This is a genomic window from Brevibacillus daliensis (assembly GCF_021245735.1).
In the GTDB taxonomy this organism is placed as follows: Bacteria; Bacillota; Bacilli; order Brevibacillales; family Brevibacillaceae; genus Brevibacillus_B; species Brevibacillus_B daliensis.
Genome location: NZ_JAJISB010000006.1, coordinates 24,588 through 36,452 on the forward strand (window position 1 = coordinate 24,588; position 11,865 = coordinate 36,452).

The following is an 11,865-nucleotide window of genomic DNA, read 5'->3' on the forward strand; positions in this document are numbered from 1 at the left end:
TTAAAAAAGGTTACTTCAATCGAGTGAGCCAGTCACCCTTGTCTCTTCGATGAAGTAACCTTTTTTGTATGAGAAAGATTAAACTTTGTAGAGGTACATGGATAGAATTTCGTATATCTACACTGTAGTGGGCTAGCAGAGGATTACCAAAACCAAAAATAAAACTAACAGCCAAAAACCAGATTTTCTTTCCACAAGGAGTAGATAGTCCATTTCCTTACAAGTATTCTTATTGTTACTGGGCTTCTAAAATGCTTTTACTGTATACTTTAACAGTTTAGTTATAGATAAAACCTATAAATATAATAATTTATATATATTTTTCCTATCGTTGAGGTTGTGACATAATGAATCAAAGAGAAAGGGGTGGCAACATGAGTTCAGTGAACGAATGGAATGCACAAATGTATGATCATCAACTTGGTTTTGTTTCTGAATATGGTAAGGGGTTGCTTGAATTGTTACAGCCTCAGGCGGGAGAGCGTATTTTAGACCTGGGGTGTGGGACTGGTGATTTAAGTAAGCAAATTGCAGAGTCTGGTGCTGTTGTCATCGGCATGGATTACTCAGAAGATATGGTAAGAGAGGCTAGGAATAAATACCCGACTATTTCATTTATTCAAGGAGATGGGGCGGAATTTAGCCTGGATCAAAAGGTAGATGCTATTTTTTCGAATGCTGCCCTCCATTGGATTAAGCGCGCACCAGAAGTAGCAACATGCATGTATGATTGCCTACGTCCTGGCGGAAGGCTCGTCGCAGAGTTCGGAGGGAAGGGAAATGTGGGAAGCATCGTCTCAGCATTAACCACAGTTCTTAAAGAGGAGTTAGCAATAGATGCAACCAAGCGTAATCCATGGTATTTCCCAAGTGTAGGAGAGTATTCCAGCCTACTTGAGCAGAAAGGTTTTCAAGTTACATATGCATGTCTCTTTTCGCGCCCTACCCAGTTAACGAATGGCGTGGAAGGACTAAATGATTGGCTATCACACTTTACAGATGATTTTCTGTTTGATTTATCAGTGGCACAACGAACTCACATACAGCAAAAGGTCTCTGATATACTAAAAGATCAACTATTTTCAGAAGGGGCATATTATGCTGATTATAAGAGATTACGTGTGATTGCCAGGAAGCCTAGTACCTAAGCACACTACAAATCAGAAGTAGAACCTTCATTTATACATGAATATACAGTAAATATACGTTTTTTTGTATAAAAGTAGAGTTTTTTGTATAGTAGAGAAGAACGGAAGAGGAGTACTGAAGTCCGCTATTAATATCAATGGATAGTGGAGTAAGTAGTAGTGAATATACAAAAAAAGGTGGCTTGCGGCTGAGCCATCTTTTTTCATGTGTAATCAAAATGTATAGTTATCACTTTATTACTTTATATAGGAAGCAGAGTTCGTACATGGAAGTGGAGTTTCGTCGGGGATTCCTGTTTGGCTTTCATGTGTTTAGTAAATGTTTACTAAATAACAATTTATTGCAAGGTAATTCAGCTAGTGTTCCCTATTTCCTGTGGATATTTATATGAAATAGACTATTTTTATCCACTATAACAAAAATTTAGCGATATAATTAATAATTCATTAAAAAATATTATTTTATTTTACTTTCTTATTTTTATTCATATGATATTATATTTATAAGTTATCTGTGTTTCATAAATACTTTCAAACGACCAACATTATAGAAGAGACACAATGTTGTTGTTCATACAGGAGGAAACCATTATGCAAAAGAAAAAATCATTCATGACTTTAGCCCTTACATCACTTCTCTCTATTTCATTGTTAACTGCTTGCGGTACGGGTGGAAATGATGCAGCTACTACTGGAGCGCCTGGCTCTACTGATAAACCGGAAGGAACGGAAGCTCAGAAAAAACTAACGATGTATACGTCAGCAGACTACTTTCCGTATGAGTTCCATGAGATGAAGGATGGTAAAGACCAAATCGTTGGTTTTGATATCGACGTAGCTAATTATATTGCAAAAGAACTTAACTACAAATTGGAAGTTGTAGACACTGATTTTAATGGCCTAATTCCAGCACTTCAATCCAAACGTGCCGATATGGTACTGGCCGGGATGTCAACTTCTCCAGAACGTAGAGAAAACGTAGATTTCTCTGATAACTACTATGAAGCGAAAAATACGCTCGTCTATCTAAAAGATACGCCTGTTTCTTCCCAGGAAGAATTGGCTGGCAAAAGAGTATCAGCACAATTAGGTTCTATGCAGGAAAAAGCAGCACAAGAGGCAGCTAAAACAGTGCAAGGTGTTGAAGTGGTCTCTCTAAACAAAATGGGTGAAGTAATCCAAGAGGTTAAGACTAAGAGATCGGCTGCTGCTATCGTGGAAAATACAATTGCAAAAGGCTATCTGGAACAACATCCTGACCTAGCGATGACAGAAATGACTACACAAAATACAGAAGGTTACGCAATTGCATTCCCTAAAGGATCTGAATTGACTCCACAGATTAATGAGGTCTTGAAAAAGATGAAAGAGAACGGGGAAATGGACAAGCTGATCCAAAAGTGGTTGGGGCAATAATCCCCACCGCTTTTTCATTTCAGATGAAAGATATTCCCATGCAAGTAAAGAAAGTGAGTTGACATGAATGCAGATAGATTTTTCTAAAATAGAACCCCATATTCCCTACATGTTAGAGGGGATTGGGATTACACTACAGTTTACCAGCCTGTCCGTTTTCTTTGGTTTCATTCTGGCTGTACTGCTAACCCTGTGCAAAATCTCAAATTTTAAGCCACTTAACTGGTTCGCTGTGTTTTATACTTCGATTTTCCGCGGAACTCCACTTTTGGTTCAGTTGCTTCTTATTTATTACGCTACACCGCAATTGTTTGATTACCAAATTGAACCGCTCGCGGCTGGGGTACTTGCTTTTAGTTTGAACTCAGGGGCTTACTTGTCTGAAACGATGCGTGCTGGTATCCTTGCCGTTGATAAAGGACAATGGGAAGCAGCGAAAGCATTGGGTATCTCTTATCCTCGCATGATGAAAGACATTATTTTTCCGCAGGCAATCCGCAATATTCTTCCAGCTATTATGAACGAATTTATTACTTTGTTGAAAGACTCGTCCCTGGTTTCCATGATCGGGGTAGCGGAAATTCTGCGTCGTGCAGATGTTGTGAAAGGGCAGTTGTTCATCTATTTTGAACCCCTAATTTTTGCAGCCCTGATTTACTATATCCTGGTTATGATTCTAACTCTCTTGTCTACATGGCTGGAACGGAGGTTGCGTCGCAATGGTTAAAGTTGAGAACTTGCATAAATCATTTGGAAAACTGGAAGTGTTGAAAGGAATTAGCACAGAAATTAAAAAAGGGGACGTCGTGGCAATTATCGGTCCGTCCGGCTCAGGTAAATCTACTTTTTTGCGTTGTCTTAATCTGTTGGAGGAACCAACAGCTGGCAGTGTACAAATTGATGGTCAGGATATTACTCAAAAGGGTGCTGATATTCAAAAGATCAGACAAAAGGTTGGAATGGTATTTCAGCATTTTCACTTGTTCCCACATATGACTGTTTTACAAAACCTAGTCTATGCACCTATGAAGGTAAAAGGCATGGCGAAAAATCAGGCAGAGAAAAAGGCATTGGAGCTACTTATGCGTGTCGGACTCTCTGATAAGGCAGGCGTATATCCTGCTAAACTGTCTGGCGGTCAGAAGCAACGTGTAGCAATCGCGCGTGCTCTTGCTATGGAACCGGAAATTATGCTTTTTGATGAGCCTACATCTGCTCTTGATCCTGAGATGGTAAAAGAGGTACTGGAGGTAATGAAAACACTGGCCAACTCCGGTATGACAATGGCCATCGTTACGCATGAGATGGGCTTTGCCAGAGAAGTAGCAGATCGTGTTCTCTTTTTGGATGAAGGAAAGCTTGTGGAAGACACAGTACCAAGCCAGTTCTTCCTGAAACCAGATAGCGAGCGTGCTCGCCAGTTCCTGAAAAAAGTGCTGTAACTCTAAAATAAAGAATTTCTTCATTAAAAGCGGGGATATTTGCAAAAGGAAGTGTAGAGATAGTTTCTATCGACTCACCTTGATGCGATATTCTCGCTTATTTCTTTTCCGTTTTACATCTTCTTATTGCTTCCGTACAATATAAAAGGATGAAATTAGGATAATAGAGTAACATGCAGGAATTTCTAGAAGGAGTTGTAAGGGATGATTGATGTAACAATACATATTGTGACAGGCGGAGACTTGGACATGTTTCCACAAATGGAGCGACCTGACCTGTTAATTGGAGTAGATGGAGGTGCTATCGCTTTATTAGAAGCGGGCATGATACCTCATTATGCGGTTGGAGATTTTGATACCGTCCAGGATGAAGGGATTCGTCAACTGGAGGCGGCTGGTATCAGGTTACGAAAAGTATCCGCGATGAAAAATGCAACCGATACGGAATTAGCAATTGAAGTGGCTGTTGAAGCTGCACGTGAACATCTGCGCCAACTCGGAAGCCAGCTGGAGGATGAGAATGATGTCGTCCATCTCTACCCGCCACATAAACTAAAGTTTATCTTATACGGGGCTACTGGAAGCCGTATGGATCATACTCTGGCTAACCTCGGCTTGCTTAAGCGTGCTCATCAATTAGGAGTATGGATGGAGATCGTCAATCTGCAGAATCGGATTATGCTTCTCTCCGATTATTTTCCTCATGTAGAGTTGCGCAGACGAAAAAATGAGTTCCTCTCTCTTCTACCAGCATCCGTTGAGGTAACAGGCGTTACTCTGAATGGTTTTCTTTATCCCTTAGATGATGCCACAATTACTTTTGGCCAATCGATCGGGATTAGTAATGAGTGGGCCGAGGAGGTAGGCAGAGTGGAGCGTAGGTCAGGAGATCTGTATGTAATCGTTTCAAAGGATTAATAAGGCTTTTTACTTTGACAAACAAGGTTTTATTTATATGAAAGACATATGAATAGTAAAAAAAAGATAGTAAGGATTGAATATCCCTACTATCTTTTTTTACCAAAGCCAGCCTTTGATAGTCCAAGATTATTGAGTGTAATGATTTCATCATCTGGAGTATGGTAAGGCGATTGGGTTACACCGACATAATTTTTACCAAGAGTTTGTACGGCATTAACTAAATAAGTTTGGTCAAATTTCTGAAATGAACCTGATACAATGGCACTGCCTGTTACACGTAAAGGATTTGCAACGTTCAGATAATCATGACAAGTAAAGGGACCAGGTATGTATCCTTGGTTTTCAATCAATGGAAATTGAGGGTTTTGTAATTTTTCCCCTGTATGATCTCTGGTATCGCTTATTCAATAGGCCTTATATAGTACCATAAGCTGAAAAAGAGCAGTATCGTACTAACTTTTTACTTCAACACGTGAATGAGTATTTTTCAGTCAACAAACAGAACAAGGGTGCATATATTTATCAGGTAGGCAGATACCTTTTCGAAACTTTTTCTTCTTTCCCGGCATACTGGACACATGTTTGACCCTCTTCGGAATATGATGGTAATAGCAACGTTTCGGACTAAGCCCAGAGGGGGTGCCGTGTGGGATGAGATTTCGCTCGTTTCATATCAAGCAGGGAATGGCTGTGAAGCGCATACTTGGTATCGTGATTGGAGTGGGTGGGCTTACCCTTATTTTGAATGCGACACCCCTGTGGGTGTGGTATGCCATGTTAGGGACAGCATTAATTGCGGCAGGCTGGTTTTTATTTCATTATAAGTAATTCCGGAGTAAGGAGGGGTCAACATGCGTTTTTATACGATCAAATTGCCAAAATTTCTAGGTGGTATGGTCCGTGCCGTCATTGAAGCCTTCAACAAAAAAACGAAGTAACAATTAGGGTGTGGACATAAATGGCAAAACCATTTCAACTGCATACACCACCGGAAAAAAGAAAAAAGGCATTCACCTTCCAGTCATGTTAGTCATGTCCTGTTTAGTGTGGGTGCCTTTTTTCATTATGTGTAAATCTCTATCAAGATTATTTATACAAGTGCACTAATACGGATACATTATAGAAAAAAAGCACCTAAGATCGGTGCTTTTTTTGCAGTACATAATCCGTCCAAGCATGACGAGGGCTTAGTCCACTATAGAGCGGAACCAAGCCGAACGATTGTATAAGCGAGTCGTTGCCGAATCGCTAATCACTCAGCTTTGCCGAGATTATACGCGAGTTACTAGACCAGATTTCAAAGCTCTAGTGCTGACATAAACGCGTTTTGGTTTCCCGTTTACAAGGATGCGCACCTTTTGAACGTTAACTCCCCAAGTACGGCGAGTTGCACGCATAGAGTGGGAACGAGCGTTACCCGCTTTAGCTGATTTTCCAGTTACGAAACATTTACGTGACATTTACATCCACCTCCCTTGAAGCAACTTAAAACAAGCCCAATTAGGGCGTAGGAACAACTTGAATAATAGTATCATAGGGTGCTGTCAATTGCAATACTTGACAGTAAATTCATCAATCATCCAGATCAATCCATTGAAAATCCTTCAAATCAGTCCATACTTATAGTAGAATGAGTGAAAGTACGAGTCATACCAATATGCGGTTTTGCTGCAAAGGAGGAACCATAAATGCCAGTAGAAATTAACTCACCTCTTGGAAAAATAGACGTAGCCGAAGAAGTAATTGCACGCATTGCAGGCGCGGCTGCTATGGAAGTTTTTGGTCTCGTGGGGATGGCTTCGCGCAAAGCGTTAAAAGACGGCTTTGCTGAGTTACTAAAAAAAGACAATTTGAGTAAGGGCGTCGTTGTTCGTAACGAAAACAACGAAGTTAATCTTGATTTGCATATCATTGTAAGCTATGGTACAAAGATTTCTGAAGTAGCTGGCAATGTGCAAAGTCGCGTTCGATATACGCTACAACAACAATTGGGTATCGAAGTAACGACGATTAACATATATGTCCAAGGGGTCAGAACAGACCTTGAACTGTAAGGAGGAACTGTAGTGGTACAACAGCGTCTTGATGGCGTTCAATTTAGTCAGATGGTTTATCTAGGCGCCAATAACCTGCAAACAAACTACAAAATCGTAGATGCATTAAACGTATTTCCTGTACCTGATGGTGACACAGGAACAAATATGAATTTAACGTTTACGGCTGGTGTAGAAGAGCTTTCTCGTAGGGAGTCTGCCAATATTGGAGATTCATCGCAGGCTTTGGCAAAAGGTCTGTTGATGGGAGCAAGAGGAAACTCCGGTGTTATCCTTTCTCAGTTATTCCGTGGGATGAGCAAGGTAATGGCTGGAAAAGCCTCTGTTGATGCGAAAACGTTTGCAGATGCATTGAAAATGGGTGTAGATACAGCGTATCAAGCCGTAATGAAACCTGTTGAGGGTACGGTATTAACCGTTGCTCGTGAATCTGCTGAAATGGCTGTAAAGACAGCTCGTATCACAGATAACATAGTTACGGTAATGGAAAAAACGTATGAACAGGCTAAGCTCTCTTTGAGTAAAACGCCTGATCTGCTTCCTGTATTAAAAGAAGTGGGTGTAGTGGATTCTGGTGGTCAAGGTCTTGTCTATATTTATGAAGGCTTTGTACGTTCTCTGCATGGGGAAAAAGCTGTTGAGAAAAAAGACATGCCTGGAGCCCTTAGCAATCCATCAAAAATGGATGAGCTTGTAGAAGAAAAGCATAGCGCTCAAGCTCTTATGAAGACGGAAGACATTACGTTTGGATATTGTACAGAATTCATGGTACATGTATCACACAGTACGGAAAGTAACAAAAAGCCATTTGTAGAAGCTGGATTCCGCAGTTATCTGGACACGATGGGTGATTCCTTGTTGGTTGTTTCTGATGACGAAGTAGTAAAAGTACATATCCATGCTGAAAATCCGGGGAATGTGCTTAACTATGCACAGCAATTCGGTAGCTTACATCGCATCAAGATAGATAATATGCGTGAGCAGCACTCCAATATCCTAAAGGATGAGAATGTGCAAGAACAGCCTAAAGCTGAAGAAAAAGCACTTCTGCCATATGGAATTATTGCGGTGGCAGCAGGTGAGGGCATCGCAGAAATTTTCCAAAGCTTAGGTGTTCATGTGGTTGTTCAAGGTGGACAAACCATGAATCCAAGTACGGAAGATTTTATGAAAGCTATTGAAGGTATTAACGCTGAAAAAATCATTATTTTACCAAATAATAAAAACATCATTATGGCAGCGCAGCAAGCTGCTGTCTTGGCTAGCGTACCAATTGCCGTGATTCCTACCAAGAGTGTGCCACAGGGCATGAGTGCCTTGGTTGCCTTTAACGGCGGAGAAGAATTAGAAGCCAATAAAGAAGCTATGACGGAAGCAATTGAGAACGTGAAAACTGGTCAGGTTACACATGCAGTCCGCGACACCAAAATGGGTGATGTTGATATTACAGAAGGTGACTTTATCGGGATTGATGAAGGTACGATTGTTACGGCACAACCAGATCTGATGGAGTGTGCGAAGGAATTGATTTCAGCAATGGTAGATGATGAGACTGGTCTTGTAACCGTGATTTATGGAGAAGATGTCTCAGTTGATCAAACAGCCCTGCTTGAAGAAATGTTGACTGATGCATTCCCGGATGTGGAAGTCGAGATTCTTTCAGGTAGACAACCATTATATCCTTTTATTTTTGCGATTGAATAAGCAAAGGGGAAATGTAAGTTGTCAGCGATTGTAATTCTTACAGATAGTTCAACGGATGTTGAGCTTTCGCTTGCCAACGAGTGGGGAATTGAAGTGGTACCATTAAAAATCAGTTTCGGAGAAGAGACGTTCATTGATGGTGTTACTATCAACCCTCGAGAGTTTACAAGACGATTGGAAAATGGTGAGACTCCAGTAACCTCACAGCCATCTCCGGGTGAGTTCGCTGACAGGTTTAAGGAGATTGTGGAGAAACACGGGAATGACGTAACTATCATTGGTGTGATGATGTCCAGTCAGCTCTCAGGTACCTATCAGTCAGCTGTCATCGGAAAATCAGTGATGGATGAAAATCTTGATATTACCATTATTGATTCCAAAAAGGGGTCAATGTTTGCAGGAATTATTGCAGTCGAAGCTGCCAAAATGGCGCGAGCAGGTGCTTCTAAGCAACAAATTCTGGATAAAGTTGAGTATATGATGGTAAATCAGGTCAACTTTATTGTGTTAGATACTCTTGATTACCTGTATAAGGGTGGTCGAATAGGTAGAGCTTCTGCTTTGTTCGGTTCTCTGATTAATATCAAACCGATCTTGGGTGTGGATGAGAATGGCTCTGTTTTTCCTATTGCCAAGGTGCGTGGGCATAAAAAAGCTGTCTCTCGCATGATGGAGGAAATCCATAAGTTCGCTCACGGAGCAAAAGTGAAAATTGCTGTTTTACACATCAATGCTTTAGAAGAAGCAAAAGTAATTAAAGAACAACTTTGCAGAGAGTACAATGTACTGGAAGCATATCTGAGTGAGATTGGGCCTGTTGTTAGCGCCCATGTTGGACCTGGTGGGGTTGGATGTGTTGTGGTAAAAGAGTAGCACAGGACTCTTCTGCATGCTACATATACACATAGTAGAAAGAAACCTCTGGAATCCTAGGTGAAACAGCCAGACTGTTTTACTTGATCCCAGAGGGTTTTTTACTGTATAAGACAATAAAAGTCTTTCATTATCACTTTCTGATACGCATGAAAACATCCACTTGTGAAGATCCAACTTCTTCGCGAATGACTTCCAGTAAGAATTGCTTTGATGTTTCTTCCACTTTATCCTTATATGTTCGCAATTGAATAAGCAAAGGAGACTTGTATGACATCATCCATTGTGATTGTAACGGATAGTGCATCTGATATTAACACTAGCATTGCAACTGAACAAGGCATAGAAATCGTTCCATTGAAAGTAAGCTTTGGAGAAGAAGCCTTTATTGATGGAGTGACGATGCTACCTGAAGAATTTTTTAAACGGATACAAACAGCTGAAGAGATGCCAAAAACGTCTCAGCCTTCGCCAGCTGAATTCGCGGCCAAGTTTAAAGAGATTATTGATAAGCATGGTTCTGATGTATGTATCATTGCTATTATGTTATCCAGCAAATTGTCAGGCACCTATCAATCTGCTGTGATTGGCAAATCCTTGTTGGAAGAGGAAGCTGACATTACCATTATTGACTCCAAAAAAGGTTCGTATTTTCAAGCCTTGTTTGTGATGGAAGCAGTAAAAATGGTACGGAATGGATTTACCAAGCACCAAATTCTGGATGAGATTGATCGAATGATACACACGATGAGAGAGTTTATGATTCTCGACTCACTGGAATATTTACATAAAGGGGGACGGCTTGGTAAGGCGTCTGCCATGATTGGTTCATTGCTAAATATAAAGCTGGTACTCTCTCTTGATGAAACTGGAGCGGTATATGCATTCGATAAAGTGAGAGGTAAGAAAAAAGCCTTGGCACGTATGATGGATGAATTCAGGGAATATGCACAGGATGCGAAAATTAAGGTAACCATTATGCACGCAAATGCTTTGGACGAAGCGAAAGCACTAAAAGAGCGTTTGCAAGAGGAGTTCCATGTTATCGAAACATACGTATCTGAAATTGGTTCTGTTATCGGAACATATAGCGGCCCTGGGGCTATTTGTTGTGGAATGGTGAGAGCGGAGTAAGCGCGCTATCTTAAGAGAAAAGCTTTGCAGGTAAGCTGTCGTCTGTATGTAACAGGCGACAGCTTTTTTGGCTTTGTGAGGTTCTAAGTGTACTACAGAGATACTAACTTTACTAAATGGTATTTAAATTCAAAAAATTATAGTCTATTATGTTTATATTTCAGGGAATAAATGTAATTAAAGTATTCAAATTACAATTAATTAATTTTATTACATAAAGGAGATGCTAAATGAAAAGACTATATCAGTTATGTGTAATTTTGTTTCTCATAGGCCTAATTGGTTGTAGTAACACGGTACAGACCTCGAAAGAAGAAGTAGAAGTTATAGCAGAAACAGAAGCAAAAGTAGAAATTGTAGCAGCAACCAAACCGGAAATAGATGTTGATTGGCAGCTTTACAAAGTGAAGAAGGATGATAAGTATCTGTATTTACTAGGTACGCTGCATTACGGAAGAAAAGAAATGTATCCATTTCCAGATAAGATTAAGGATGCTTTAAAGGAATCTAAATATCTTGTAACAGAATTAGATGTTGACGGTATGTATTATAGGAATGAAGGTAAAGAGTTGGATTATATGTTTTTGCTGGAAGAAGAGGAATCCTTAGAAGAGTATTTGACAGATAAATCCGAAAAACACCTTAAAGAGATGTCAAACAAATTTCAAATAGATTATAACACTTTGCTCACCCTCAAGCCGTTTTTAGTTAGGACTACCTTTGAAGCCACTGCCGGAATCAAAGAATATAGTTTTTCTTACGGAGTTGATTTACAAATTACCGCATTGGCTAATCTTTATAAAATGGAAAAAAAGTTCTTAGAGACCATACGTTATCAATTTGAAATGCTTGAACTGGCTTATCCATTAGATAAAACTGATGAAATTATTTTAGCTATACCTGAAAAAAGCGTATTACAGGAACAAAACATGCAGACGATTGAAAGCTATTTTAAGGGAGATACAAAAGTTCTAATGGAACTGTTTATGAAGGATAAACGAATGAAAGAGGTACTGATAGATAAAAGAAATCGAGAGTGGGTACCAAAACTTAAGTCATATCTGGAAAGTGGAGATATTCATTTTGTTGCTGTTGGCTTAGGGCACTTTGATGGAGAAAATGGTTTACTGTCCTTGTTAGAAAAAGAGGGATATTCCATAGAGAAAAAATAAT

General features: G+C 39.9%; 13 protein-coding genes. 12 read left to right on the plus strand and 1 reads right to left on the minus strand.

Translation table 11 applies throughout. From position 1 onward, the window contains the following. Positions 1-374: 374 nt before the first annotated feature. The 7 genes from LM917_RS07790 (at position 375) to spoVM (ending at position 5,865) form a co-directional block, all read left to right on the plus strand. Entirely contained in the window at positions 375-1,148 is a 774-nt protein-coding gene (locus LM917_RS07790) for a class I SAM-dependent methyltransferase (protein ID WP_232696936.1), read from the plus strand. Between the two features lie 591 nt (positions 1,149-1,739). Continuing rightward, entirely contained in the window at positions 1,740-2,564 is an 825-nt protein-coding gene (locus LM917_RS07795; RefSeq protein WP_232696937.1) for a transporter substrate-binding domain-containing protein, read from the plus strand. Between the two features lie 67 nt (positions 2,565-2,631). Beyond that, positions 2,632-3,291, plus strand: coding sequence for an amino acid ABC transporter permease (locus tag LM917_RS07800; protein WP_232696938.1), 660 nt, complete (start codon positions 2,632-2,634; stop codon positions 3,289-3,291). Next, positions 3,284-4,006, plus strand: coding sequence for an amino acid ABC transporter ATP-binding protein (locus LM917_RS07805; protein ID WP_232696939.1), 723 nt, complete (start codon positions 3,284-3,286; stop codon positions 4,004-4,006). Before LM917_RS07800 ends, LM917_RS07805 begins: the two co-directional genes overlap by 8 nt. A 204-nt stretch (positions 4,007-4,210) precedes the next feature. Continuing rightward, a complete protein-coding gene (locus tag LM917_RS07810; RefSeq protein ID WP_232696940.1) occupies positions 4,211-4,924 on the plus strand; it encodes a thiamine diphosphokinase in 714 nt (237 codons plus the stop codon). Between the two features lie 654 nt (positions 4,925-5,578). Next, the gene (locus LM917_RS07815) at positions 5,579-5,755 is read left to right on the plus strand and encodes a hypothetical protein (RefSeq protein WP_232696941.1); all 177 of its coding nucleotides are present in this window, start codon (positions 5,579-5,581) and stop codon (positions 5,753-5,755) included. Positions 5,756-5,778: 23 nt separating this feature from the next. Beyond that, entirely contained in the window at positions 5,779-5,865 is an 87-nt protein-coding gene (gene spoVM, locus LM917_RS07820) for a stage V sporulation protein SpoVM (protein ID WP_232697168.1), read from the plus strand. 333 nt (positions 5,866-6,198) lie between these two features. Here the strand turns inward: spoVM and rpmB are convergent, their stop codons facing one another. Continuing rightward, positions 6,199-6,387: a 50S ribosomal protein L28 gene (gene rpmB, locus LM917_RS07825; RefSeq protein ID WP_232696942.1), complete on the minus strand. Its 189-nt coding sequence runs from the start codon at positions 6,385-6,387 to the stop codon at positions 6,199-6,201. A 228-nt stretch (positions 6,388-6,615) separates the two neighbouring features. On the opposite strand from rpmB, the gene LM917_RS07830 reads away from it, so the two are divergent. From LM917_RS07830 to LM917_RS07850, 5 genes are all read left to right on the plus strand, one after another. Next, complete coding sequence (locus LM917_RS07830; RefSeq protein WP_232696943.1) at positions 6,616-6,981, plus strand: Asp23/Gls24 family envelope stress response protein; 366 nt, start codon at positions 6,616-6,618, stop codon at positions 6,979-6,981. A gap of 12 nt (positions 6,982-6,993) precedes the next feature. Further along, a complete protein-coding gene (gene fakA / locus LM917_RS07835) occupies positions 6,994-8,685 on the plus strand; it encodes a DAK2 domain-containing protein (protein WP_232696944.1) in 1,692 nt (563 codons plus the stop codon). A gap of 18 nt (positions 8,686-8,703) precedes the next feature. After that, positions 8,704-9,558 (plus strand): DegV family protein, encoded by an 855-nt coding sequence (gene fakB / locus LM917_RS07840; protein ID WP_232696945.1) that lies wholly within the window; start codon positions 8,704-8,706, stop codon positions 9,556-9,558. 270 nt (positions 9,559-9,828) lie between these two features. Next, the gene (fakB, locus tag LM917_RS07845; RefSeq protein WP_232696946.1) at positions 9,829-10,692 is read left to right on the plus strand and encodes a DegV family protein; all 864 of its coding nucleotides are present in this window, start codon (positions 9,829-9,831) and stop codon (positions 10,690-10,692) included. Between the two features lie 230 nt (positions 10,693-10,922). Then, a complete protein-coding gene (locus LM917_RS07850; RefSeq protein WP_232696947.1) occupies positions 10,923-11,864 on the plus strand; it encodes a TraB/GumN family protein in 942 nt (313 codons plus the stop codon). Position 11,865 lies beyond the last annotated feature (1 nt).

What these genes read in the sequence shown, in the direction of transcription:
- LM917_RS07805 (WP_232696939.1), top strand. Translation starts at nt 3,284, where the DNA reads ATGGTTAAAGTTGAGAACTTGCATAAATCATTTGGAAAACTGGAAGTG.
- LM917_RS07810 (WP_232696940.1), top strand. Translation starts at nt 4,211, where the DNA reads ATGATTGATGTAACAATACATATTGTGACAGGCGGAGACTTGGACATG.
- LM917_RS07850 (WP_232696947.1), top strand. Translation starts at nt 10,923, where the DNA reads ATGAAAAGACTATATCAGTTATGTGTAATTTTGTTTCTCATAGGCCTA.
- LM917_RS07815 (WP_232696941.1), top strand. Translation starts at nt 5,579, where the DNA reads ATGAGATTTCGCTCGTTTCATATCAAGCAGGGAATGGCTGTGAAGCGC.
- LM917_RS07830 (WP_232696943.1), top strand. Translation starts at nt 6,616, where the DNA reads ATGCCAGTAGAAATTAACTCACCTCTTGGAAAAATAGACGTAGCCGAA.
- rpmB (WP_232696942.1), bottom strand. Translation starts at nt 6,387, where the DNA reads ATGTCACGTAAATGTTTCGTAACTGGAAAATCAGCTAAAGCGGGTAAC.
- LM917_RS07790 (WP_232696936.1), top strand. Translation starts at nt 375, where the DNA reads ATGAGTTCAGTGAACGAATGGAATGCACAAATGTATGATCATCAACTT.
- fakB (WP_232696946.1), top strand. Translation starts at nt 9,829, where the DNA reads ATGACATCATCCATTGTGATTGTAACGGATAGTGCATCTGATATTAAC.
- LM917_RS07795 (WP_232696937.1), top strand. Translation starts at nt 1,740, where the DNA reads ATGCAAAAGAAAAAATCATTCATGACTTTAGCCCTTACATCACTTCTC.
- spoVM (WP_232697168.1), top strand. Translation starts at nt 5,779, where the DNA reads ATGCGTTTTTATACGATCAAATTGCCAAAATTTCTAGGTGGTATGGTC.
- LM917_RS07800 (WP_232696938.1), top strand. Translation starts at nt 2,632, where the DNA reads ATGCAGATAGATTTTTCTAAAATAGAACCCCATATTCCCTACATGTTA.